General features: G+C 69.6%; 19 protein-coding genes. 13 read left to right on the top strand and 6 right to left on the bottom strand.

Going from position 1 to position 23,026, the window contains the following annotated elements:
• The first annotated feature begins 29 nt into the window (after positions 1 to 29).
• Entirely contained in the window at positions 30 to 965 is a 936-nt protein-coding gene (locus AB4Z01_RS10005; protein ID WP_441692947.1) for a LysR substrate-binding domain-containing protein, read from the top strand.
• A 7-nt stretch (positions 966 to 972) separates the two neighbouring features.
• Here AB4Z01_RS10005 and AB4Z01_RS10010 read toward each other — a convergent pair whose 3' ends face one another.
• Positions 973 to 1,875, bottom strand: a complete 903-nt coding sequence (locus AB4Z01_RS10010) for a hypothetical protein (RefSeq protein WP_441692949.1) — start codon at positions 1,873 to 1,875, stop codon at positions 973 to 975.
• A 393-nt stretch (positions 1,876 to 2,268) separates the two neighbouring features.
• Here AB4Z01_RS10010 and AB4Z01_RS10015 point away from each other — a divergent pair, with 393 nt between their 5' ends.
• A complete protein-coding gene (locus AB4Z01_RS10015; RefSeq protein WP_441692951.1) occupies positions 2,269 to 3,351 on the top strand; it encodes a 3-deoxy-7-phosphoheptulonate synthase in 1,083 nt (360 codons plus the stop codon).
• 270 nt (positions 3,352 to 3,621) lie between these two features.
• Positions 3,622 to 4,140, top strand: coding sequence for a GNAT family N-acetyltransferase (locus AB4Z01_RS10020; RefSeq protein ID WP_441692954.1), 519 nt, complete (start codon positions 3,622 to 3,624; stop codon positions 4,138 to 4,140).
• Positions 4,141 to 4,514: 374 nt separating this feature from the next.
• On the opposite strand, the gene AB4Z01_RS10025 is transcribed toward AB4Z01_RS10020, so the two are convergent.
• Together AB4Z01_RS10025 and AB4Z01_RS10030 are read right to left on the bottom strand one after the other, a co-directional pair.
• Positions 4,515 to 5,372, bottom strand: coding sequence for an SDR family NAD(P)-dependent oxidoreductase (locus AB4Z01_RS10025; RefSeq protein ID WP_441692956.1), 858 nt, complete (start codon positions 5,370 to 5,372; stop codon positions 4,515 to 4,517).
• A gap of 78 nt (positions 5,373 to 5,450) precedes the next feature.
• Positions 5,451 to 5,762 carry a chorismate mutase gene (locus AB4Z01_RS10030; RefSeq protein ID WP_441692959.1) on the bottom strand — a complete coding sequence of 104 codons (312 nt, stop codon included), beginning with the start codon at positions 5,760 to 5,762 and terminating at the stop codon, positions 5,451 to 5,453.
• 124 nt (positions 5,763 to 5,886) lie between these two features.
• Here AB4Z01_RS10030 and AB4Z01_RS10035 point away from each other — a divergent pair, with 124 nt between their 5' ends.
• The gene (locus AB4Z01_RS10035; RefSeq protein WP_441692962.1) at positions 5,887 to 6,471 is read left to right on the top strand and encodes a DNA-3-methyladenine glycosylase; all 585 of its coding nucleotides are present in this window, start codon (positions 5,887 to 5,889) and stop codon (positions 6,469 to 6,471) included.
• A gap of 43 nt (positions 6,472 to 6,514) precedes the next feature.
• Here the strand turns inward: AB4Z01_RS10035 and AB4Z01_RS10040 are convergent, their stop codons facing one another.
• Entirely contained in the window at positions 6,515 to 6,871 is a 357-nt protein-coding gene (locus AB4Z01_RS10040) for a hypothetical protein (protein ID WP_441692965.1), read from the bottom strand.
• A 448-nt stretch (positions 6,872 to 7,319) separates the two neighbouring features.
• Here AB4Z01_RS10040 and AB4Z01_RS10045 point away from each other — a divergent pair, with 448 nt between their 5' ends.
• From AB4Z01_RS10045 to AB4Z01_RS10080, 8 genes are all read left to right on the top strand, one after another.
• A complete protein-coding gene (locus tag AB4Z01_RS10045) occupies positions 7,320 to 8,111 on the top strand; it encodes a helix-turn-helix transcriptional regulator (protein ID WP_441692966.1) in 792 nt (263 codons plus the stop codon).
• 269 nt (positions 8,112 to 8,380) lie between these two features.
• Positions 8,381 to 8,581 carry an MbtH family protein gene (locus AB4Z01_RS10050; RefSeq protein ID WP_441692968.1) on the top strand — a complete coding sequence of 67 codons (201 nt, stop codon included), beginning with the start codon at positions 8,381 to 8,383 and terminating at the stop codon, positions 8,579 to 8,581.
• A 47-nt stretch (positions 8,582 to 8,628) separates the two neighbouring features.
• Positions 8,629 to 12,969: an amino acid adenylation domain-containing protein gene (locus AB4Z01_RS10055; protein ID WP_441692971.1), complete on the top strand. Its 4,341-nt coding sequence runs from the start codon at positions 8,629 to 8,631 to the stop codon at positions 12,967 to 12,969.
• A gap of 54 nt (positions 12,970 to 13,023) precedes the next feature.
• Positions 13,024 to 14,334: a glycosyltransferase gene (locus AB4Z01_RS10060; protein WP_441692972.1), complete on the top strand. Its 1,311-nt coding sequence runs from the start codon at positions 13,024 to 13,026 to the stop codon at positions 14,332 to 14,334.
• A 15-nt stretch (positions 14,335 to 14,349) separates the two neighbouring features.
• Positions 14,350 to 15,564: an efflux RND transporter periplasmic adaptor subunit gene (locus AB4Z01_RS10065; protein WP_441692974.1), complete on the top strand. Its 1,215-nt coding sequence runs from the start codon at positions 14,350 to 14,352 to the stop codon at positions 15,562 to 15,564.
• A gap of 433 nt (positions 15,565 to 15,997) precedes the next feature.
• Positions 15,998 to 19,099 carry an efflux RND transporter permease subunit gene (locus AB4Z01_RS10070; RefSeq protein WP_441692977.1) on the top strand — a complete coding sequence of 1,034 codons (3,102 nt, stop codon included), beginning with the start codon at positions 15,998 to 16,000 and terminating at the stop codon, positions 19,097 to 19,099.
• Positions 19,100 to 19,108: 9 nt separating this feature from the next.
• Positions 19,109 to 20,086 (top strand): glycosyltransferase family 2 protein, encoded by a 978-nt coding sequence (locus AB4Z01_RS10075; RefSeq protein WP_441692980.1) that lies wholly within the window; start codon positions 19,109 to 19,111, stop codon positions 20,084 to 20,086.
• 6 nt (positions 20,087 to 20,092) lie between these two features.
• Positions 20,093 to 21,358, top strand: a complete 1,266-nt coding sequence (locus tag AB4Z01_RS10080; protein ID WP_441692983.1) for a TCR/Tet family MFS transporter — start codon at positions 20,093 to 20,095, stop codon at positions 21,356 to 21,358.
• Between the two features lie 16 nt (positions 21,359 to 21,374).
• Here AB4Z01_RS10080 and AB4Z01_RS10085 read toward each other — a convergent pair whose 3' ends face one another.
• Entirely contained in the window at positions 21,375 to 21,620 is a 246-nt protein-coding gene (locus tag AB4Z01_RS10085; RefSeq protein WP_441692985.1) for a hypothetical protein, read from the bottom strand.
• A 645-nt stretch (positions 21,621 to 22,265) separates the two neighbouring features.
• Between AB4Z01_RS10085 and AB4Z01_RS10090 the strand changes: the two genes are divergently transcribed.
• Positions 22,266 to 22,805 (top strand): metallophosphoesterase family protein, encoded by a 540-nt coding sequence (locus AB4Z01_RS10090; RefSeq protein ID WP_441692987.1) that lies wholly within the window; start codon positions 22,266 to 22,268, stop codon positions 22,803 to 22,805.
• Here AB4Z01_RS10090 and AB4Z01_RS10095 read toward each other — a convergent pair whose 3' ends face one another.
• A complete protein-coding gene (locus tag AB4Z01_RS10095; RefSeq protein WP_186002723.1) occupies positions 22,806 to 22,952 on the bottom strand; it encodes a hypothetical protein in 147 nt (48 codons plus the stop codon). It abuts the gene before it with no gap.
• Positions 22,953 to 23,026: the final 74 nt, after the last annotated feature.

Below are 23,026 nucleotides of genomic sequence, written 5' to 3' on the forward strand. Positions count from 1 at the left end.
CAGGGTCAGCAATCAAATCGATCCGCCTCATGGGCTCTATCGATCATTTCGATCTTCGCTCCTTCGACCTGAACCTGCTGGTCGCCTTCGACGCGCTGATGGAGGAGCGGACGGTCACCCGCGCTGCCACCCGGCTGAAGGTGCAGCAGCCGGCGATGAGCCACAGCCTGTCGACCCTGCGGGTGCTGCTGCAGGACGAGCTGTTCGTGCGGGTCGGCCAGGCGATGCAGCCGACCGCCAAGGCCCGCGCTTTGGCGCCGCGGATCCGCCAGGCCCTGCAGCAGATGCAGGAGGTGCTGCGGGCCGAAGACGATTTCGACCCCGAGACCCAGGACCGGATCTTCCGCCTGGGCTTCTCCAGCGAGCTGGAGCTGCTGCTGATGCCGGACCTGACGGCGGAGCTGCGCCGCTGCGCCCCCGGCATCCGGGTCATCGGCCGCCCGGTGTTCCGGGAGGAGGTGCACCGGCTGCTGGATGCGGGCGAGATCGACCTGGCGGTGGGCTGCTTCGACCACGGCGCCAGCCGCCATCGCGGCATCCAGCTGTACGACCAGGCGCTGGCCTGCTGCTTCAACAGCGAGCTGTTGCCGCTGGACCCGCCGGTCGACCTGGACACCTATCTGTCGACCGGCCACGCGCTGGTGACGCTGAACAACCTGCTGCAGGGCTGCCTGGACGAGGCGCTGGGGCGGGTCGGCGCCAGCCTGAACGTGGTGATGGCGTCGGCGGAGTTCATGACCGTGCTGGAAACCGCGGCCGAGGCGCCGGTGCTGGCCACCCTGCCGGCCCGCACGGCCCGGCGCTACGGCCCGCGCTTCGGGCTGACGCTGAGCCCCCTGCCCTTGCCGCTGGAGCTGCGGCTGCCGGCGGTGGCGATGGTGTGGTCGGCCCAGACCGACCGCGACCCCGGCGCCGCCTGGCTGCGCGACCGGGTGGCCCCGATCCTGCGCCGCCAGTCGAATTGAACCGCCGTCAGTTGACGCCCTGAACCGAACGCAGGGCGAAGTCGCCGCCGAAGTTCACGAGCATCACGCCGTTCCAGCCGTCGCGGAACCCGTTGTCGCTGGCCTCGATGATGGTCTTGCCGTCGAGCGCCACCACCATCCGGCCGGCGGCGTCGCGGGTCCAGGTCAGGCGGGTGCGGTCGCCGCGGCGCAGCGGCGCGGTGTTGGTGGTCTGCGCCACCTGGGTGATGCCCGAGCGGCCGGCACGGTACAGCGCGAAGACCGGGCTGTTGGCCGGCAGGTAGACCAGCCGGTAGCCGGAATCCTTCGACGCGCCCTGGAACACCCGGATCTCGAACTGGCCCTGGTTGGCGACGTCGGTCAGCTCGAATTCGAGCCCGAAATTGTTCTTCAGCGTCTGCTGCAGCGAGATCGCCGCGACCCCGCCCTGCTGCCCGTTGGCCGCCTTGGTGTCGCTGTGCAGGCCGCTCTTGTCGACGGTCCAGGTGCCCTGCAGCGAGGTCCAGGCCGGGTTGGCGGTGTAGTTGCCGTCGCTGAAATCGTCGCTGAACACGCGGGTGCCTGCCAGCGAGGCCGGCTGGGCCGGCGCGGGGGCCGGAACGGGCGCCGCGACCGGCGGCTGCGCCGGCGCTTCCGGTGGCTGGGCCGGGACCGGCGCGGTGGAGGCCGGGGGGGCGATGGTGGCCGAGTAGCGCTGCGCCAGCCCCTTCAGGTCGGCGATGAAGTCGGGGCTGGCCGCCTTGTCCCGTTCGGCCTGGTTGATCATCCGCGACAGGTCGTCGAGCAGCGCCTTGGTCTGGTCCTGCTGCGCCGGCTGCCAGGGGGCATAGCGCTGGGTGGTCTGGGCCAGCGCCGTGGTGGACAGCAGGGCGGCGGCGAGGATGGGCAGAAGGGCTCGGACGGGTTTCATCGACGGGGCTCCGCTTCCAGGTCGCGACGGCACATGCCGTTCTGACGCGCCGGACCGCCGGGCTCAAGCCCTTCCGGTCGGCGCCCCGGAAAAACCCCCGGGCGGCCTTGCGGTTCCGCTCCGGCGCAACCGTCGCAACATTCCGAACGCGGCGGCGGCCCGATGCGACGATTCGCGAAAGAACGGCCGTGACAAAGCCCGCATCCCAGCTTATATGCAGGATATGAACTCCGTCCGCGCAACCTATTTTTGGTACTTTAGCTTCCCGCTGCCAGCGGCGGAGCGAGGGTGCGCGTGATCTGAAGTTCGATCCACAGCCGACCCGAGAGCCGCCAGATCCCCTGGCGGCTTTTTTGTTGCCGCCGGCGGGGTGAACCCCAGGAGCCCCAAGCCGTGTTGAAGACCACCGACGACCTGCGCATCCGCGAGATCAAGGAGCTGAGCACACCCGCCGAGGTGATGCAGGAGTTCCCGCGCGACGCCGTGGCCACCCGCACCGTGACCGACGCCCGCCGCGCCCTCCACGGCATCCTGCACGGCACCGACGACCGCCTGGCGGTGGTGATCGGCCCGTGCTCGATCCACGACCCCGAGGCGGCGCTGGACTATGCCCGCCGGCTGCAGCCGCTGCGCCAGCGCCTGGGCGGCGAGCTCGAGATCATCATGCGGGTCTATTTCGAGAAGCCGCGCACCACGGTGGGCTGGAAGGGGCTGATCAACGACCCCGACCTGGACGGCAGCTTCCAGATCGACAAGGGGCTGCGGCGGGCGCGCAGCGTGCTGCTGGAGGTCAATCGGCTGGGCCTGCCGGCGGCCTGCGAGTTCCTGGACATGACCACGCCGCAGTATATCGCCGACCTGGTCGGCTGGGGCGCGATCGGCGCCCGCACCACCGAGAGCCAGATTCATCGCGAGATGGCGTCCGGCCTGTCCTGCCCGGTCGGCTTCAAGAACGGCACCGACGGCAATGTGAAGATCGCGGTCGACGCGGTCTCCTCCGCCTCGCAGCCGCATCATTTCATGGCGGTGACCAAGACCGGCCGGTCGGCCATCGCCTCGACCGCCGGCAATGACGACGCGCACATCATCCTGCGCGGCGGCAAGGCGCCGAACTACGACGCCACCAGCGTCGAGGCCGCCTGCGCCGAGCTGGCCCGCGCCGGGCTGCGGCCGGCGGTGATGATCGACGCCAGCCACGCCAACAGCAGCAAGAAGCCGGAGAACCAGCCGAAGGTGATCGACGACGTGGCGCGCCAGGTCGAGGCCGGCGACAGCCGCATCGTCGGCGTCATGGTCGAGAGCCACCTGGTCGCCGGGCGGCAGGAATTGATCCCGGGCCGGCCGCTGGTCTACGGCCAGAGCATCACCGACGGCTGCATCGGCTGGGACGATTCGGTCGCGGTGCTGGAGAGGCTGGCCGCTTCGGTCGCGGCGCGGCGGACTGTAACACCACGGACGTTGACGGCGACCGCCTGAGTCGGGATCATCTCTCCATGACCCGCCTCGCCCGAGCTACCACCGCCAGCAAACGACGTCGCCCTTCGGCGACCGCGGCGCTGCGCGCCGCTACCAGTAGACGAGGTCGCCCTTCGGCGACCGCGGCGCTGCGGTGCGCCGGGAGAGGCGGGGGAGCCGCCGGGACCTGTCCCGGCTGAACCCAACCGGATCCCGACCACCGCAACCCGCCGTCCCCGACCGGCGGGTTTTTTCTTGCCGGCCGCCCTGCACCCCGAAGGAACGCAGACCATGAGCCAGCCCGCCCTCGACCCGCAGGTTCACCAGCCGACGCCCGAGCCCCGGATCCGCCGGGCCAATGCCGGCGACGCCGACGCCGTCCGGGCGCTGACCCGCGCCGCCTATGCCAAATGGGTGCCGGTGATCGGCCGCGAGCCGAAGCCGATGACCGCCGATTACGACCAGGCCGTGCGCGAGCACCGGATCGACCTGCTGTTCGAGGGCGACGATCTGGTGGCGCTGATCGAGATCATCGACCGCGGCGACCACCTGCTGATCAAGAACCTGGCGGTGGCGCCCGACGCCCAGCGCCGCGGCCATGGCCGGCGCCTGCTGGCCCATGCCGAGGCGCTGGCGGCGGAGCTGGGGCGGCCGCTGCTGCGGCTGTACACCAATCCGAGCTTCGCCGGGAATGTCGACCTCTACGCCCGCGCCGGCTTCGCCGTCGACCGGGAGGAGCCGTTCCTGGAAGGCACCACCGTCTATATGAGCAAGCCGGTGCCGTTGGACCGGCCCGGCTTGTCCGGTTGAGAGACCGTCCCGAAACTCTACTGCGACGGCCATCTGACGCGATTTTCTCCGCTTCCGGTGCTCACGGACTCAAACGTCCGCTGCGCGCCGGTTCTCGAAAACCACGCCAGCTGTCGCAGCGAGTTTCAGAACAGTCTCCGGGCGACCGGAAACAGCCCCAGCCTGGTCCCCGATGAAAAATACGGAGGACGATGAAATGCCTGTCATGGAACCAGACTGGGACTTAAATCTTAGAATCGATTACCTGCAGGCGCAAGGCGAAAGCTTTTGTCCTACTTAACCGTGCAACTAAAGAGCACATAAAATACCGAAAATCCAATGGATCGAACGGCCGGTCGCCGCCCGGAGAACGAGCCCCGGGCGGTGCGCCGCGGTCAATCCGGCCGCGCCATATAGGCGGCAAATTCTTCCTTGTGGTCGTGATGCCAGCGCGACAGCGCCGGACGGTTGCGGATGATGTCCTCCGCCGCCCAGCGGATGCGCTTCTCGTCCGTCGCCCGGGTCACGTCGTTGTCGGGGCAGAGGATGTAGAAGTCGCCGCGGCCGAGGCTGTCGAGCATGAACTCGACCACCTGCTCCGCGGTCCAGGCCGCCGCCGGCTTCTCGGTGGCGCCGCGGGCGGTGATGCCGGTGAAGGTGTAGCCCGGGATCAGCAGATGCGCGGTGATGCGGCAGCCCTCGGACTCGCGCAGCGCATGCGCCAGCCCCTCGGTCAGCGCCTTCACCCCGGCCTTCGAGACGTTGTAGGCGGTGTCGCCCGGCGGGGTGGTGATGCCCTGCTTCGAGCCGGTGTTGACGATCAGCCCGTCGCCGCCCTGGCCGATCATCGCCGGGGCGAAGATCTGCACGCCATGGATCACGCCGTAGAGGTTGACGTCGAGCACCCGGCGCCAGCGGTCGTAATTCTCCCACGGGCCGCCGCCATTGCCGATGCCGGCATTGTTCATCAGCACCGCGACCTCGCCGAAGCGGCCATAGGCCTCGTCGCGCAGCCGCTCGACCTCCTCCGGCTGGGACACGTCGGTCGGCACGGCGTGGATGTCCGGGGCGCCGCCGGCGGCGAGCTCCGTCACCTCGCGGAAGGCGCGGTCCAGCGCCTCGCCAGGCAGGTCGGCAAGCACGACCTTGAGGCCGATCGAGGCGAAGCGCCTGGCGGCGGCGAGGCCGATGCCGCCGGCGGCGCCGGTGACGACAGCGACGCGGCCGGCCCGGATCGCAGGATGGGTGGACATGACGAGCTCCTCGGAGATAACCGGGGCCGGATGGGCGGCCTCTCGTGTGATCTGGGTCGGCGCGCCTGGCCGGCAAGCCTACTCCCGGGCGCCGTCGCGGATCGCCTCGTGATGGTGGATCACCTCGGCGACGATGAAGGCCAGGAACTTCTCGGCGAAGTCCGGGTCGAGATGCGACTCCTCGGCCAGCCGGCGCAGCCGCGCGATCTGCGTCGCCTCGCGGCCCGGATCAGCCGGCGGCAGGCCGGCCGTCGCCTTCAGCCGCCCGACCTTCTGGGTGCATTTGAAGCGCTCGGCCAGCAGATGCACGAGGGCGGCGTCGATGTTGTCGATGCTGCTGCGCAGCTCCGCCAGCTCGGGCGGAATGGGCTTCGGGGCTTGCTGGTCCATCGGGTCACCTGGCTCGGAAAGGCCCGACCATAGAGCAGCCATCCGGCTCCCGCCAAGCCGGCAGGCTGCGGCAAAGCGGCGGATTCCGCTTGCGCGAGGCGTCGCGGTCGCGGAGAGAGGCCGGATGCCCGCCTTGCCCGCCCCCGTGCCGCTGGACCGCACCGCCTTCGCCGCGAATGTGGTGGCGGTCGCCCGCGCCCTGATCGGCACGACCCTGCTGGTCGACGGCGTCGGCGGCGTGGTGGTCGAGACCGAGGCCTATGATCGCAACGACCCGGCGTCGCACGCCTTCGCCGGCCCGACCCCACGCAACGCCCCGATGTTCGGGCCGGTCGGCCACGCCTATGTCTACCGCTCCTACGGTCTGCACTGGTGCCTGAACCTGGTGTGCGACGCCACCCAGCCGGGCAGCGCCGTGCTGATCCGGGCGATCGCGCCGACCGAGGGGATCGAGACCATGCGGGCGCGACGCGGGCTGGAGCCGCTGCGGCTGCTGTGCGCCGGCCCCGGCCGGCTGGCCCAGGCGCTGGCCGTCACCGGGGCGATGACCGGGCTGCCGCTGGACGAGCCGCCCTTCCGGCTGCTGCCGCGGACCGAGGCGGAGCCGGCGATCGTGGTCGGGCCGCGCATCGGCCTGACCCGCGGCGTCGACACGCTTTGGCGCTTCGGCCTGGCCGGATCGCCCTTCCTGAGCCGCCCGTTCCGCTGAAGCCTGAGACGCCGGGACAGGGCCTCTGCCCCGGCCTGGCGGCTCAGAAGTTGAAGTCGAGATGGCCGAACAGGCCGCCGAGCACGCTGCCCAGCGCATCGCCGACGCCGTCACCGATGTGGCCGACCGCGTCGCCGACGCCCGCGACGACGTCGCCGACCGCCGCGTGCGTGCCGTCGAGCACCGAGCCGACGGCCGAGGTGGCGCCGCCGACCACGTCGCCCAGCGCATCGCCGACGACCGCGCCGACATTGCCCACCACGCCGCCGACGATCTCGCCGGTCTCGCCCACCGCCGTGCCGACCGTGCTGCCGACGCCGGCGACCGCGCCGCCCACCACGTCGCCCGCGTCGTGCAACAGACCGCCGAGAAGGCCGGTCAGATCAAGAATGCCGCTCATGAACGTCTCCTGTGTGAAGGAAAGGATTTCTGACTGCCGCCGCCGAAGCCCGGGCTTTGCAAAACCAACCGGAACCGGGAGAGATTCTTTTTCGATGGCAGAAAGAATCCACCGAACGAAATCCCGTCCTCCCCCGACGGCCGACCGGCTGATTGCAGAAATCAGCCGATAGAAATCATTCCTATCACTCAGATTCTGCAAGTGTACCTGCTATGTTATGCAGATTGACTGCAGATTTTGATGGACGAATCGGCACGCCCCGGCGGCAGGACGCGGTTTCGTGCTGCGGCGGGACGGCGGCAGCCGATCGCAATCCCCGCGACGGCTTGACGCAGGCCGGCGCCGGTCCATACCGCCTTATGCGAATCTTCTTTGCGATATCAGGCGAATAGAAATACCATGGTCGAAATCGCCATGACTTAACGTGGCCCAGCAAAATCCAATAATAATGAATAAAATTTCAGGGAAAGGGGATCCCAGTAAAAACTACGATGCGGACGAGGGGCAAATGGATCAAATTTTCCAGAACTTCATCTCACATCTCCCGACCAGCGGCCGGAAGGCAATCGGAGAGCTGTTGGAACAGGCGATCCGGGGATATGGGCTGAAACACTTTGCCTATGTCAGCTTCCCGTCGGGGGAAGACGACATGCCGCTGATGCTGACGACCTACCCCGAGGATTGGGTCGAGCGCTACGGTGAGAATCGCTACGACCGGATCGACCCGGTGATCGCGCGCGCGGTCGGCACCATGTTGCCTTTCAGCTGGACGATCGAGGCGCTGAAAGCGCCGCCGCAGCCGATCACGCGGCGGCTGAGATGCTTTCTGGACGAGGCGGCGGAAGCCGGTATCCGCCGCGGCGTGACCATCCCGATCCACGACCGGCAGGGCCGCGCGTCCAGCCTGACCCTGGCGGAGTTCGGCGTGGAGCCCGACTTCCAGCGCTGCATCGACCAGAATCAGCACGCGCTGCATCTGGTCGCGCTGCATCTGCATGCCCGGCTGCGCCAGGACGAGCGGCCCGAGCCCGAGACGCGGCCGGCGCTGACGCCGCGCGAGATCGACTGCCTGCAATGGGCGGCCAAGGGCAAGAGTGCGTCGGACATCGCCGAGATCATGCGTATCAGCCGCCGCACGGTGGTGTTCCACACTGAGAATGCCAAGCAGAAATTCGGTGTCGCAACACTGTCACAAGCGATCGCCAGAGGGATGATGCATGACATCATCATCTGCGCCTGAACGAAACCTGTAAACCTATACAGCTCCCGATAGCTTTCGATTCACACCAAGCTGCGCGCGTTAGAACTCATTGAGCTGCGGCACCGGTCCCGATGCATATCCTTCATGCTTTGGACTAGCCCGGCGGAGCGAGGCGGCGTGGGGATCGCGATCATTACCGAAGGCACTGGCCGCGATATTGCCGCCGGACCTCGAATGATTTCGTCTCGAGTCCTTGCGCCATTCTGCGCCAGCCGCGCCGCCGCGCCTGGGCATCGGGGAGCCGGGATATGACCAGCGTTTTCGACAATCCGGAAGGCCGCTTCCACGTCCTGGTCAACGACGAGGGGCAGCATTCGCTGTGGCCGGCCTTCATCCCGGTCCCGGCCGGCTGGACCGCGGTGCTGCGCGACGCCGCCCGCCCGTCCTGCCAGGACCACATCGACAGCCATTGGACCGATCTGCGGCCGGCATCGCTGGCCGGTCGGTGACCACCGCCTGCGGACGGCCTCCTTTTATTCTGCGAGCGAGTTGAGCCATGGACAGCATCGAATTCGGCAACGCTTCACTGCCCCTGACGACCGCCCAGACCGGCATGTGGCTGGCGCAGAAGTTCATGCCCGAGATCGAGTTCAACCTCGCCGAGGCGATCGAGATCCACGGCCCGCTCGATCCCGGCCTGATGCAGGCGGCGCTGCGGCAGCTGACGCGGGAGGCCGAGGCGCTGCGCATCCGCTTCATCGAGGAGGATGAGGGCCCGCGGCAGGTGGTCCGGCACGACTATGAAGGCGACATCCCCTTCGTCGATTTCAGCGCCGAGCCGGACCCGCGGGACGCCGCCGGCCGCTGGATGCACGCGGACTACGCCCGGCCGCTCGACCCGCTGACCGACGAGCTGTGGTTCTCCGCGGTGCTGAAGATCGCGGACGATTCCTTCATCTGGTACCACCGCGTCCATCACCTGCTGATGGACGGCCTGTCGGGCGGGCTGTGCACCCGCCGCGTCGCGGAGCTGTACACCGCAATGGTCGAGGGCCGCGCGCCGAGCGACGCCACCGCGTTCGGCAGCCTGGCGGAGATCCTGGACGAAGAGGCCAGCTATCGCGCCTCCGGCCGGTTCCTCCGTGACCGTGATTACTGGATGGAGCGCTTCGCCGATACGCCGTCGCCGATCACGCTGTCGCATCGCAAGCTCGCGACCGGCGAGCTGCTGCGCGACCGGTCCTTCATGGAGCCGGGCCTGGTGGCGTCGCTGCGCGCCCTGGCGCAGTCCACCGGCGCCAGCCTGCCACAGATCCTGATCGCCCTGACCAACACCTATCTCTACCGCATGACCGGGGCCGAGGACCTGATCGTCGGCCTCACCGTCACCGCGCGCGCCAATGCCCGGATGCGGCGCACCCCGGCGATGCTGGCCAACGCCGTGCCGCTGCGGCTGCGGATGGACCCGGCGCTGACCATGCAGGACGTGATCCGCCAGGTCGGCACCGAGGTCCGCCAGTGCCTGCGGCACCAGCAGTACCGCTACGAGGACATGCGGCGCGACCTGAACCTGCTGCCCAACAACCAGCAGCTGTTCACCATGCTGGTCAACATCGAGCCCTTCGACTACGACCTGCGCTTCGGCGGCCTGCCGATGACGCCGCAGAACCTGTCGAACGGGTCGACCAACAATCTCGGCGTGTTCATCTACGACCGCGGCGACGACAAGGGCCTGTGCATCGACCTGGACGCCAATTCGGCGCTGTACACGGCCGAGGAGCTGGCCGGCCATCGCGAGCGGCTGCTGCGCCTGGTCCGTGCGGTCGTCGCGGATCCCGGCCAGCCGATCGGCGGGATCGACATCCTCGACCCGGAGGAGCGGCGCGAGATCCTGGTGGACTGGAACCGGACCGATCGGGCCGTGGCGCCGGACACGCTGAGCGCGCTGCTCGACGCCCGGGCCCGCACCTCGCCGGACGCGACCGCCCTCGTCTTCGAACAGGACGAGCTGAGCTATGCCGAGCTCGACGCCCGCGCCAACCGGCTGGCCCGGCTGCTGGCCGCGCGCGGCGCCGGGCCGGAGCGGATCGTCGCCGTGGCGCTGCCGCGGTCGGTCGAGCTGGTCGTCAGCCTGCTCGCGATCCTCAAGACCGGCGCCGCCTATCTGCCGATCGACCCCGACTATCCGCTGGACCGGATCGCCTACATGCTCGGCGACGCCCGGCCGGTCACGGTGGTGACCAACCGGGACGTCGCCTGGGTGGTGCCGGACGATGCCGGCCGCCTGGCTCTCGACACGTCGGAGGTGGCCGCCGAGCTGGCCGCGGCCGACCCGTCGGGCTTCGAGAGCGACGCGTTGCTGCCGCTGCACCCTGCCTATGTGATCTACACCTCCGGATCGACCGGCCGGCCGAAGGGCGTGGCCGTGTCGCACGGCGCCATCGTCAACCGGCTGCGCTGGATGCAGGCGGAATACGGCCTGACGGCCGATGATCGGGTGCTGCAGAAGACGCCGTCCAGCTTCGACGTCTCGGTGTGGGAGTTCTTCTGGCCGCTGATCCAGGGCGCCACCCTGGTGGTGGCCCGGCCCGGCGGGCACCGCGACCCGGCCTATCTGGCCCGGCTGATCCGCGACGAGCGGATCACCACCCTGCATTTCGTCCCCTCGATGCTGCGCGCGTTCCTGCAGGAGCCGGAGGCGGCCGGCTGCACCGGGCTGCGGCGCGTCTTCTGCAGCGGCGAGGCGCTGCCCGAGGACCTGCAGACCCAGTTCCACGCGACGCTGGCCGCGCCGCTGCACAACCTGTACGGGCCGACGGAAGCGGCGGTCGACGTGACCTATTGGGAGTGCCGCCGGGACGCCGAGCCCGGGCCGGTGCCGCTGGGCCGGCCGATCTGGAACACCCAGCTCTACGTGCTCGACCCCGGGCTGCAGCCGGTACCCGCCGGCGTCAACGGCGAGCTGTACCTGGCCGGGGCCAACCTGGCCCGCGGCTACATCAACCGGTCGATGCTGACCGCCGAGCGCTTCGTCGCCAACCCCTATGGCCCACCCGGCAGCCGGATGTACCGCACCGGCGACCTGGCGCGCTGGCGGCCGGACGGCACCCTCGACTTCCTCGGGCGCATCGACCATCAGGTCAAGCTGCGCGGCTTCCGCATCGAGCTGGGCGAGATCGAGGCGGCGCTGGTCCACAGCGATGCCGTGGCCCAGGCGGCGGTGGTCGCCCGCGAGGACCGGCCGGGCGACCCGTATCTGGCGGCCTATGTGGTGCTGGAGCCCGGCGCGGCGCTGGAGCCGGCGGCGCTGCGGCACGATCTGGCGCTGCGGCTGCCCGACTACATGGTGCCGACCACCTTCACCGCGCTGGACGCCCTGCCGCTGACCCCCAGCGGCAAGCTGGACCGCAAGGCGCTGCCGGCGCCGGAGCGGCAATCCGCCGCCGGCTATGTCGCGCCGCGGACGCCGACCGAGGCGACCCTGGCGGCGATCTGGGCCGAGACCTTCGGGCTGGAGCGGGTCGGCGTCGAGGATAATTTCTTCGAGCTCGGCGGCCATTCCATGCTGGTGGCGCAGCTGATCGGCCGGGTGAAGGCCGTCTTCGCCGTCGACCTGCCGCTGGCGATGGTGTTCGAGGTCTCGACCATCGCCGGCCTGGCCGATAAGGTCGACCAGGCCCTCGGCGACGGCCTCGCCGCCGCCTCGCTCGACCTCGCCGCCGACGCCCGCCTCGACGACGGCATCCAGCCGCAGGCGGTGCTGCCGCCGGTCGAGTTCGAACAGGCATTCCTGACCGGCGCCACCGGCTTCGTCGGCAGCCAGATCCTGGCCACGCTGCTGCGCGACACCGATGCCCGCATCGTCTGCCTGGTGCGGGCGATGAGCCGGGGCGCGGCCCGAACCCGGCTGCGCCGGACCCTGGCGGAGCGCGGCCTGTCCGAGCTGTGGGACGACCGCCGCATCGAGATCCTGATGGGCGACATGGGCGAGCCGGATCTCGGCCTCGAGGAGCACGCCGTCGCCGTCATCCGCGACGAGTGCGACGCCATCTTCCATTGCGGCGCGATGATCGACTTCCTGCAAGGCTATGCCGCCCTCAAGGGGCCCAATGTCGACGCGGTGCGGACGCTGATCGGCTGGACCGCGACCGGCCGGCCGAAGGCCCTGCACTACGTCTCGACCCAGTCGGTGATCGACCCGGCCAGCGGCCCGGTGGTGATCACCGAGGCGTCGGGACTGGAGAGCTGGCGCGGGCTGGTCGGCGGCTACAGCCAGAGCAAATGGGTCGGCGACACGCTGGTGCGGCAGGCCCAGGCGCGCGGCCTGCCGGTGGCGGTGTACCGCCTCGGCACCGTTACCGGCGACCGCCGCTCCGGGCTGTGCAACGACCGCGACATGATCTGGCGGGTGGTGCGGGCCTCGGCCGGCCTCGGCACCGTCCCCGACATCCACCTGCCGATGACCCCGGCCGATGACATCGCCGACGCGATGCTGCGGCTGGCGCGCAGCGACAAGCCCTGGGGCGGCGTCTACCACCTGGTCAGCCAGGGCACCGTCCATCTGCGCGACATGGTGCCGATCCTCCAGCGGCTGGGGCTGCAGGTCGAGCTGCTGCCGCTGGCACCCTGGCTGGAGCAGGCGCAGCTGAACCGGCTCGACAGCCGCGACCACGACCTGGCCACCGTGCTGTCGATCTTCGGCGAATACGACACGTCGCTGGCCCTGCCGAGCCTGTCCTTCGACGCCACCCATGCCCGGCTGGCGGAGGTCGGCGGCACCATCCCGCCGGTCGGGCTGGAGCTGATCGAGCGCTACCTGCGCAGCCTGAAGATCGTGGACGCGGTCGAGACGGCCGAAGCCTGGGCGCCGGAGCCGACCCCCGTCGCCGCCGAGTGACCTGCAGCAAGGCCGGGCGGCACCAGCGCCGCCCGGCGTAAGGATCGATCCGATATGGCCCGCTTCATTGTCGCCGCCACCGCCCTGCCAGGCCACGTCTCGCCGCTTCTCGGGATCGCGCATCATCTGGTCGGCCTCGGCCACGAAGTCGTCGTGCACACCGCCAGCCCGTTCCGGGAGAAGGCGGAGGCGACCGGGGCGCGCTTCGTCCCGTTCCGCAGCGAGATCGATCTCGATTACCGCCGGGTGGACGAGCATTTCCCGGACTATCGAGAGGCGAAGCCGGGCCCGGAGAAGATGATGGTCGGGCTGAAGCACTTCGTCTGCGACGCCATGCTGGGCCAGAAGGCCGGGCTGGACGAGATCCTGGGCGGCTTCCCGGCCGACGCCATCCTGGGCGACACGGTCTTCGCCGGCGCCGTGCCGATGCTGCTGGGTCCGCGCGAGGCCAGGCCGGCGGTGGTCACGCTGGGCATCACCGCGCTGGCCGCCACCAGCGTCGACACCGCCTTCTTCGGCTCGGGGCTGCCGCCCTCCTCGACCCCGGAGGGCCGGGCGCGCAACATCGCCATGCACCGGACCATGCAGTCCCTGTGCGCGGGCATGCAGCAGGGGTTCGACGACACGCTGGCATCGATCGGCTGCCCGCCGCTGCCGGAGTTCATCTTCGACAGCTTCATCACTCTGCCCGACCACTATCTGCAGCTGACCGGCGAATCCTTCGAATACCCGCGCAGCGACCTGCCGGAGACGGTGCGCTTCGTCGGCCCCCTGCTCTCGCCGCCGACCAAGGCCTTCCAGGCGCCCGGCTGGTGGGGCGAGCTGGACGGCGGCCGGCCAGTGGTGCTGGCCACCCAGGGCACGCTGGCGAACGAGGATTTCGGCCAGCTGATCGGCCCGGCCCTGACCGGGCTTGCGGGCGAGGACGCGCTGGTCATCGCCACCACCGGCGGCCCGCCGGTCGAGGCGATTCCGGTGCCGATCCCGGCGAATGCCCGCGCCGAGCGCTTCGTGCCCTATGATCGGCTGTTGCCCAAGGTCGATGTGCTGGTCACCAATGGCGGTTATGGCTCGGTCAACTATGCCCTCAGCCTCGGCGTCCCGATCGTGGTGGCGGGGGACACCGAGGAGAAGCCCGAGATCGCGGCCCGGGTCGCCTGGACCGGGGCCGGGATCAATCTCGGCACCGGCCAGCCGCGGCCGGAGCAGATCCGCGACGCGGTGCGCACCGTGCTGTCCGACCCGCGCTACCGCCGCCGGGCCCAGGCGCTGCAGGCCGATTTCGCGCGCCACGACGCCCGCCGGGAAATCGCCGCAATCCTGGAGGATCTGGTCCCCCGTCAAGAGCGCCGCAAATCGGCCTGAGCGGGAGATCCGGTGATGACTATTCTTCGCTCCCGCCGCCTCGGCCTCCTGGCTCTGGCGGTCATCGGCCTTTCGGTGGTGGCCGGCGGCTGGCGCATCCTGGCCTCCGACCGCGCCGGACAGCCGGGCGATCCCGCCGCCCCGGTGACCACCATCGCCCGGGCGGAGCTGCACGAGGTGGTCGACACCCTGGCCGTGACCGGCACGCTGGTGGCGCGCGAGGAGGTGCTGGTCGGGGCCGAGGTCGACGGGCTGCGCATCGTCACGATCGAAGCCGATGTCGGCGACCGGGTCGGCGCCGGCCAGGTGCTGGCTCGGCTGGACCACGCCCAGCTCGACACCCAGCTCGCCCAGAGCGACGCCAACATCGCCAAGGCCGAAGCCGCGTTCCAGCAGGCCCAGGCCTCGATCGCCGAAGCCCAGGCCTCGGCCCTGCAGTCGCAAGCGTCGCTGGAGCGGACCCAGACGCTGCGCGGCAACGGCAACGCCTCGGCCGAGCAGCTGCTGGCGCGGCAGACCGAGGTCAAGGTCGCCGAGGCCCGCATCGCCTCGGCCCAGGAGACGGCGCACTCCGCCGTGGCCGACAAGGCGCTGGCCCAGGCGCAGCGCGACGACATCGCGCTGCGCATCGCCCGGGCCGAGATCAAGGCCCCGGTGGCGGGCGTGGTGTCGGAACGGCAGGCCCGGATCGGCGCCGTGGTCGGGATGTCGAGCCAGCCGCTGTTCCGGCTGATCCGAGACGGTGAGGTCGAGTTCCGGGCCGAGGTGACCGAGACCGGCATGCCGCGCGTCGCCATCGGCCAGTCGGTCGAGCTGCAGCTGACCGGCTTCGACCGGCCGGTGCGCGGCACGGTGCGGCTGGTCGACCCGACGGTCGACGCCACCAGCCGGCTCGGCCGGGTCGCGGTCACCCTGCCGGCCCAGGCCGGGCTGCGGCCCGGCGTCTTCGCCCAAGGGTCGATCGAGACCGGCCGCCGGCCCGCCCTGACCGTGCCGCTGTCGGCGGTGTTCTTCAGCGCCGAGGGCGCCTATGTCCAGGCCGTCCGCGACGGCAACGTGGTCGACCGCCGGCCGGTCGAGACCGGCTTCGTCGGCGACGGCCGGGTCGAGATCCGCCGCGGGCTGGCCGAGGGCGAGGCGGTGGTGCTGCGCGCCGGCAGCTTCCTGCGCTCCGGCGACCGCATCGCCCCGGTGTCGCCGCCGGTCGCCGCCGCCGACCGGGCAGCCTGATGGAAATGGTTGCCCAGCCTCTCGCTCGAAACCGTCGTCGCCACGATTTCGGCTTTCAGCCCAACCGCATGCACACATCTCCGGGTGTCGTTCGCGTTGCCTCTCCCGCTTGCGGGAGAGGTCGGGCTCGCGCAGCGAGACCGGGTGAGGGCGGCTCGGCCGCGACACCTGGGTCAGCGTTTCAGGACCGGGCGGATCATGCGCTCGCTCGTGGCAAAGCGGTGCTTTCGGCGAGACCGCTATCCCCTCACCCGGACATCCTTCGGATGTCCGACCTCTCCCGCAAGCGGGAGAGGCAATCTGTTCGTATGCCCACCGTCGGTGTCGCCGATCGCTGTGTGAATGCCGTAACCCGCAAGCGAGAGAGGCAATACGCTCCTGCCCCCGTGAGCGCTCGCCATGACGGTTCAACCATTTCCACCGTGGGTGTGACATGGCGCTGAACATCTCGGCCTGGTCGATCCGCAAGCCGATCCCGCCGCTGGTGCTGTTCGCGGTGCTGATCGTGATCGGGCTGGTCAGCTTCCGGTCGCTGCCGGTCACCCAGATGCCGAACATCGACGTGCCGGTGGTGACCGTCACCATCGCCCAGGCCGGCGCGGCGCCGAGCGAGCTGGAGACCCAGGTGGCCCGGCCGATCGAGGACGCCATCGCCGGACTGACCGGGGTCAAGCACGTCACCTCCGCTTTGTCCGATGGCGTCGCCGTCGCCATGGTCGAGTTCGTGCTGGAGACGCCGACCGACCGGGCGGTGAACGACGTGCGCGACGCCGTGGCCAAGATCCGCTCCACCCTGCCGCAGAGCATCGAGGAGCCGGTGATCCAGCGCATCGACGTCGCCGGGCTGCCGATCCTGACCTATGCCGCCTCGATCCCGGGCATGAGCGTCGACCAGCTGTCCTGGTTCGTCGACGACACGGTGGTGCGGGCGCTGCAGAGCGTGCCCGGCATCGCCCAGGTCAAGCGCATCGGCGGCGTCGATCGCGAGATCCGGGTCGACCTGCGGCCGGACCGGCTGGCGGCGCTGGGCATCACCGCATCCGAGGTCAACGACCAGCTGCGCACCAGCAACATCGACCTGGCCGGCGGCCGCGGCACGGTGGGCGTGCAGGAGCAGTCGATCCGCACCCTGGCCGGGGCGGCGACGGTGGAGGATCTGGCGCAGCGCCGCATCGCCCTGCCCGGCGGGCGCCAGGCGCTGCTGCAGGACCTGGCCACCGTGACCGATGGCGGGGCCGAGCCGCGCAGCTTCGCCCGGGTCGACGGCAAGCCGGTCGTCGCCTTCAGCCTGTACCGGTCCAAGGGCTTCTCCGACGTCGTCGTCGGCGACGCCGCGGCGGCGCGGCTGCAGCAGCTGACGGTGGAGCACCCGGAGCTGTCGATCAGCGAGATCGACAACCTGGTGCGCTACACCCGTGCCGATTACGAGATGACCATGGAGACGCTGATCGAAGGCGCCATCCTGGCGGTCATCGTCGTCTTCCTGTTCCTGCGCGACATCCGGGCGACGATCATCTCCGCCCTCGCCATCCCGCTGTCGGTGCTGCCGACCTTCGCGGTGATGGAGGCGCTGGGCTTCTCGCTGAACTCGATCAGCCTGCTGGCGATCACGCTGGCGACCGGCATCCTGGTCGACGACGCCATCGTCGAGATCGAGAACATCGTCCGTCACATGCGCATGGGCAAGTCGGCCTACCGCGCCGCGATCCAGGCGGCGGACGAGATCGGCCTGGCCGTGGTCGCCACCACCATGACCATCGTCGCGGTGTTCCTGCCGGTCAGCTTCATGGGCGGCATCGCCGGCCAGTACTTCAAGCAGTTCGGCATCACCGTCGCCGTCGCCGTCACCTTCTCGCTCCTGGTGGCGCGGCTGGTGACGCCGCTGATGGCGGCCTATCTGATGCGCGACAAGGGCCATGAGGAGGAGCGCGACGGCCGGGTGATGCGCGCCTATCTGCGGCTGCTGGACTGGTCGATCCGGCACCGCGGGCGGACCATCGCCGCCGGCCTCGGCATCTTCGTCGCCTCCGCCGCCCTGGCCAGCCTGTTCCCCACCGGCCTGCTGCCGAACAACGACATCTCCCGCTCCTCGCTCTCGATCGAGCTGCCGCCCGGATCGACCTTGGAGGACACCCAGGCCGCGGCCGACCGCCTGGCCACCCTGTTCCGGGCCCAGCCGGAGGTGAAGAGCGTCTATGCCGTGGTCGGCGGCGACGGCGCGAACCCGCTCGACGTCGCCGGCGGCGAGGTGCGCAAGGCGACCATCGTCGCGACCCTGGTGCCGCGGGCCGGGCGCAGCCTGGACCAGAAGGCGTGGGAGAGCGCGATGCGGCCGAAGGTCGCCGCCGAGCCCGACCTGCGCTTCAGCTTCAGCGCCGGCGGGGCGCGGGAATATACGCTCCTGCTCTCCGGCAATGAGTCCGAGACGCTGGTGCAGGCGTCGCTCGACATCGAGCGCGAGATCCGCGAGCAGGTGCCGGTGCTGGCCAATGTCGTCTCCACCGCCGCGATCGACCGGCCCGAGATCCGCATCGTGCCGCGCCTGGCCGAAGCCGCCGCGCTGGGCGTCTCGGTGGCGCAGATCGCGGAAACCGTGCGGATCGCGACGTTGGGCGACATCTCGGCCAACCTTGCCAAGTTCTCCTCCGGCGACCGGCAGGTGCCGATCCGGGTGCAGATCGCCGAGATCGCCCGCGGCAAGCTGGCGACCTTCGAGACGCTGCGGGTGCCGACCGCGACCGGCGGCAAGGTGCCGCTGACCTCGGTCGCCCATATCGGCTTCGGCGAGGGCGCCACCACCATCGACCGCTACGACCGCCAGCGCCGCGTCTCGATCGAGGGCGACCTGGTGGGCAAGACGCCGCTGGGCGAGGCGATGACCGCGGTGCTGGCCCTGCCCTCGGTCCGCAACCTGCCGCCCGGCGTCAGCATCCGGCCCTTCGGCGACGCCGAGATCATGCAGGAGGTGTTCTCCGGCTTCACCCTGGCGATGGGTGCCGGCGTGCTGCTGGTGCTGGCCGTGCTGGTGCTGCTGTTCGCCGACATCGCCCAGCCGGTCACCATCCTGGTGTCGCTGCCGCTGTCGATCGGCGGCGCCTTCCTGGCGCTGCTGGTGACCGGCTATCCGATCAGCCTGCCGGTGGTGATCGGCATCCTGATGCTGCTGGGCATCGTCACCAAGAACGCGATCCTGCTGGTCGATTTCGCGATCGAGGCGATCGCCGCCGGCGCCGGCCGCACCGAGGCGCTGATCGAGGCCGGCCGCAAGCGCGCCCGGCCGGTGGTGATGACCACCCTGGCGATGATCGCCGGCATGGTGCCCTCGGCCATCGGCTGGGGCGAGGGCGGCGCCTTCCGCTCGCCGATGGCCTCGGTGGTGATCGGCGGGCTGATCACCTCGACGGTGCTGAGCCTGGTGTTCGTGCCGGCGGTGTTCACCGTGCTGGACGACCTGAACCGGCTGTCCGGCCGCGTCTTCGGCCGCTTCGTCGGCGCCCGCGACGAGCCGGAACCGGCCGCGCCGCCGGCGGAATAGGTGAACCGGATGACGACGCTCGGCGCAGTGGTCGTGCTATTCCACCCGACGGCGGAACAGGTCGCGCGGGTTGTCGAGTTGCGCGGACGCTGCGACGACCTCGTCGTCGTGGACAATACGCCACAACCGGACGATCGACTGGCGATATTGCTCGCAGACCAGGGCATCACCTTGATCAATGAGGGCAATCGAAACGGCATCGCCGGAGCCCACAACCGTGGATTGGCGACTCTGTTCGAGCGGGGCGTGGACGCAGTGGCCCTGATCGATCAGGACTCGGTGATGCCGGAGGACTACTTCCCGGTGATGCGTGAGATCTGCACGACGCTGGCTTCACAGCCCTTCCTGGTGGGGCCCCGAATTTTCGAGGAAGCCCTTCAAGACTACGTCCCCGTGCTGGAAACCAACGGCATCACCGTACGACAGCTCGACATGCGCGAAGATGCCGGCATGCAGCGTTGCGCAACCCTGATCTCTTCCGGCTGCGTGATCTCACGCGCGGCCTTTGCGAAGATCGGCTCGTTCGACGAGAAGCTCTTCATTGACTGCGTCGACACTGAATATTGTTTCAGGGCACGGGACCGCGGCGTGCCGGTGTACGTCACCCCGGCGCTGACGCTGTCTCATCGGATCGGGGCCCTGCGTCGCCACAGGCTGGGGCCTTACAAGACGATAACGCTGAATCACCCCTGGTACCGGCGCTACTACAACGCCCGCAATAGCGTTCAGCTTCTATTGCGGCACGGAAGGCGATATCCGGTCATATTCCTGCTGAATTTGTTCACCGTGAGAGAGATCTTTTACATTGCGTTGCTCGAGGACGCCAAGCTCGCCAAGCTCGCCGGCATCGTGCTGGGCGTCGTGGACGGGCTGTCCGGCCGCCTTGGGCCGATCGAGCACACACGTCCGCGATTGGTCGCGCGCTTCGCGCATGGGGCCGGTCGACGACGGCTCGAGCCGAGACTGGATCAAGGAAGGCGTGGTTAGATGCAGATGACCAGCCCGCCCCTGCGCCGGCCGGGCCGCGCCGCGGTCGCCTTCGTGTTCGTCACCATCCTGCTCGACACCCTCGCGCTCGGCGTGATGGTGCCGGTCCTGCCCAAGCTGATCGTCGAGTTCGAGGGCGGCGACATGGCGCGGGCGGCGTCGATCACCGGGCTGTTCGGCCTGGCTTGGGCGGCGATGCAGTTTCTGGCCTCACCGGTGCTGGGCGCGCTGTCCGACCGGTTCGGGCGGCGGCCGGTGATCCTTCTGTCCAATCTCGGCCTCGGCCTCGACTACGTGCTGATGGCGCTGGCACCGAACCTGACCTGGCTGCTGATCGGGCGGCTGATCTCCGGCATCACCTCCGCCAGCGCCTCGACCGTCGCCGCCTATGTCGCCGACGTGACGCCGCCGGAGCAGCGCGCCGCCAAGTTCGGGCTGCTCGGCGCCGCCTTCGGCTTCGGTTTCATCGCCGGGCCGGCGCTGGGCGGGCTCCTGGCCGGCATCGATCCCAGGCTGCCGTTCTGGGCTGCGGCGGCGCTCAGCCTCGCCAACGCCGCCTACGGCCTGGTGGTCCTGCCGGAATCGCTGCCGCCGGAGCGGCGCGCCCGCTTCTCCTGGACCGGTGCCAGCCCCCTCGGCGCCATGGCGCTGCTGCGCTCATCCCCGGCGCTGCTCGGCCTGGCCGGCGCCGCCGTCCTGATGATTCTGGCACAAGAATCCATACCCAGCATCTACGTGCTCTACACCTTCCATCGCTTCGGCTGGAGCGATGCGGCGGTCGGGCTGTCGCTGGCGGCGGCCGGCGCCGGGGCGATCGTGGTGTCGATCGCCCTGACCGGCCCGGCCGTGGCCCGGCTGGGCGAGCGCCGGGCGATGGCCGTGGGGCTGGTCTTCGGTGTTGCCGGCTTCGCCCTGTTCGCCCTGGCCCCGACCGGCTGGCTGTTCCTGGCGGCAATCCCGCTGCTTTCGCTATGGGCCCTGACCGGGCCGGCGCTGCAGGCGCTGATGTCGCGCCAGGTCGGGGCCGAGGAGCAGGGCCGGTTGCAGGGAGCGCTGGCGGGACTGCGCGGCATCACCGGCATGATCGGCCCGGTGCTGTTCACCCAGAGCTTCGCGCTCGGCATCGCACCGGAAGCAGGCCTCGATTCGCCCGGCCTGCCCTATGGGCTGGCGGCGACGCTTCTGGCGGCATCGCTGGTGCTGGCATGGCGGATCACCCGGGTGGAAAGTGTCCGGTCGGACGCGGAGCCGGCCCTGCCGCCGGCGGAATAGCGACCCAACCTGCGCTTCACATCCACAGGATCAGGTCGCGCGGATGCGGCACCGGGCGATCCGGCTGCAGCCCGACATCGCGGCGCTCATGGTCGGTCAGCCGCTCGATCGACAGAGCCCGGCTCCGGCGGCGGCGCAGCGTCTCGACCAGGAGGACGAGGCGCAGTCCCAGGCCGAGGCGGACCGGACGCAGCGGCGTCTCGATCTCGACCGATGGCACCAGCCGGAGATACGGCACCCTGCCGGAAGCGGGCGGGTTCATGACCCAGATCCTTTCGTGAGCGTTGGGGAGGCAACAAAAAACCCGCCGGGGAGATCCGCGGCGGGCTGGTGAACGCGAGGGGGTGTCCGGTAGATGCGGGGCCTAGGCCCTCGGAGACACCCTGTCCTCAACGCGCAACACGCCCACCACCGGCCATGGCCGGCGTCGCATGTGCAGCGAGCTGTTGAGGACTGCGTTCATGCCCGCAGGATCGGGGAGTGCGGCGGCGCCGTCAATGGCCTGATACCGACAACGACGATCGACATCCGCAGAAAGAACGCGAAGCCCCCGAATTGTCATGCCCGGGCTTTGAGGATAAACCGCAACTAACGCGTGTTTATCTTGGGGTCGAATTCTAATTTACTGTCATCCTCGGGCTTGACCCGAGGATCCAGGGGCTTTCAAGAGCCGCTCTCGGTGGCCCCTGGATTGCCGGGTCAAGCCCGGCAATGACAATAAAAGTTTAGTTCAGCGCCTAGATCTGCAACCCGAAAAGCTTAACCGGACACCAGCGGGCTTGACCCGGGCATCCAGAAGATCTCGACATTCTCTGGATTGCCGGGTCGAGCCCGGCAATGACAGTGGAGGGAGAGCAAAAAATTACCTCCGCTCCTGCCTCTGTGACGATGCAACCAGAATGCCGGCATGACCGTCTACTTCACCAGCGACACCCATTTCGGCGATCCGCGCGTGCTGCGGATCGACCGGCGGCCCTTCCCGAGCGTCGCCGAGCATGACGAGGCGCTGGTCGCGCTATGGAACCAGACCGTGGGGCCGGAGGACGAGGTTTGGCATCTGGGCGATTTTGCGCTGGGCCCGCCGCCGGAGACGGTGGCGGCGCTGCTGAGCCGGCTGAACGGCCGCAAGCACCTGATCAGCGGCAACAATGACGGGCCGGGCACGCTGGCGGCGCCGGGCTGGGAGTCGGTGCAGGCCTATGCCGAGCTGAAGATCGACGGGCAGCATCTGATCCTGTGCCACTACGCGTTCCGCACCTGGAACCAGATCGGCCGCGGGTCGGTGAACCTGCACGGCCATTCGCATGGCCGGCTGACGCCGGCGACGCGGCAATACGATGTCGGAGTCGATGTGCAGGAGCTGAGGCCGGCGACGCTGGACCAGATCATCGCCCGGAAGCGCGTGCGGAAACCGTTCGCGGATAGGAACGAATCGGGAGGGGTGTGATCAGACCTCGGGGTCGGGCAACGGCCGTCGGCAGCGATGCGGCGCGCGATTCGCCTTGCGCAGCGCGGCATGAAGCTCGCGCTCATGCCCGTCGTCGTCGCCCATGGCGGCCGCTAGCAGTCGCACCCAGTTCCAGACCTGTCGCATCGGCTGGCTCCCCTTCCAAGGAGGTCTCAGGCCATGTGACCCGGTTCCGGGAATTATGTCAAATACAAGCCGGC

It is taken from the genome of Inquilinus sp. YAF38 (assembly GCF_052113205.1).
Lineage (GTDB): Bacteria > Pseudomonadota > Alphaproteobacteria > DSM-16000 > Inquilinaceae > Inquilinus.

Excerpts from the sequence above, each read along its gene's own strand:
- AB4Z01_RS10050 (WP_441692968.1), top strand. The coding sequence starts at position 8,381 with ATGACCAGCGTTTTCGACAATCCGGAAGGCCGCTTCCACGTCCTGGTC.
- AB4Z01_RS10095 (WP_186002723.1), bottom strand. The coding sequence starts at position 22,952 with ATGCGACAGGTCTGGAACTGGGTGCGACTGCTAGCGGCCGCCATGGGC.
- AB4Z01_RS10040 (WP_441692965.1), bottom strand. The coding sequence starts at position 6,871 with ATGAGCGGCATTCTTGATCTGACCGGCCTTCTCGGCGGTCTGTTGCAC.
- AB4Z01_RS10020 (WP_441692954.1), top strand. The coding sequence starts at position 3,622 with ATGAGCCAGCCCGCCCTCGACCCGCAGGTTCACCAGCCGACGCCCGAG.
- AB4Z01_RS10055 (WP_441692971.1), top strand. The coding sequence starts at position 8,629 with ATGGACAGCATCGAATTCGGCAACGCTTCACTGCCCCTGACGACCGCC.
- AB4Z01_RS10065 (WP_441692974.1), top strand. The coding sequence starts at position 14,350 with ATGACTATTCTTCGCTCCCGCCGCCTCGGCCTCCTGGCTCTGGCGGTC.
- AB4Z01_RS10060 (WP_441692972.1), top strand. The coding sequence starts at position 13,024 with ATGGCCCGCTTCATTGTCGCCGCCACCGCCCTGCCAGGCCACGTCTCG.
- AB4Z01_RS10045 (WP_441692966.1), top strand. The coding sequence starts at position 7,320 with ATGAATAAAATTTCAGGGAAAGGGGATCCCAGTAAAAACTACGATGCG.
- AB4Z01_RS10035 (WP_441692962.1), top strand. The coding sequence starts at position 5,887 with ATGCCCGCCTTGCCCGCCCCCGTGCCGCTGGACCGCACCGCCTTCGCC.
- AB4Z01_RS10075 (WP_441692980.1), top strand. The coding sequence starts at position 19,109 with ATGACGACGCTCGGCGCAGTGGTCGTGCTATTCCACCCGACGGCGGAA.
- AB4Z01_RS10080 (WP_441692983.1), top strand. The coding sequence starts at position 20,093 with ATGACCAGCCCGCCCCTGCGCCGGCCGGGCCGCGCCGCGGTCGCCTTC.
- AB4Z01_RS10085 (WP_441692985.1), bottom strand. The coding sequence starts at position 21,620 with ATGAACCCGCCCGCTTCCGGCAGGGTGCCGTATCTCCGGCTGGTGCCA.
- AB4Z01_RS10070 (WP_441692977.1), top strand. The coding sequence starts at position 15,998 with ATGGCGCTGAACATCTCGGCCTGGTCGATCCGCAAGCCGATCCCGCCG.
- AB4Z01_RS10025 (WP_441692956.1), bottom strand. The coding sequence starts at position 5,372 with ATGTCCACCCATCCTGCGATCCGGGCCGGCCGCGTCGCTGTCGTCACC.
- AB4Z01_RS10030 (WP_441692959.1), bottom strand. The coding sequence starts at position 5,762 with ATGGACCAGCAAGCCCCGAAGCCCATTCCGCCCGAGCTGGCGGAGCTG.
- AB4Z01_RS10005 (WP_441692947.1), top strand. The coding sequence starts at position 30 with ATGGGCTCTATCGATCATTTCGATCTTCGCTCCTTCGACCTGAACCTG.
- AB4Z01_RS10010 (WP_441692949.1), bottom strand. The coding sequence starts at position 1,875 with ATGAAACCCGTCCGAGCCCTTCTGCCCATCCTCGCCGCCGCCCTGCTG.
- AB4Z01_RS10090 (WP_441692987.1), top strand. The coding sequence starts at position 22,266 with ATGACCGTCTACTTCACCAGCGACACCCATTTCGGCGATCCGCGCGTG.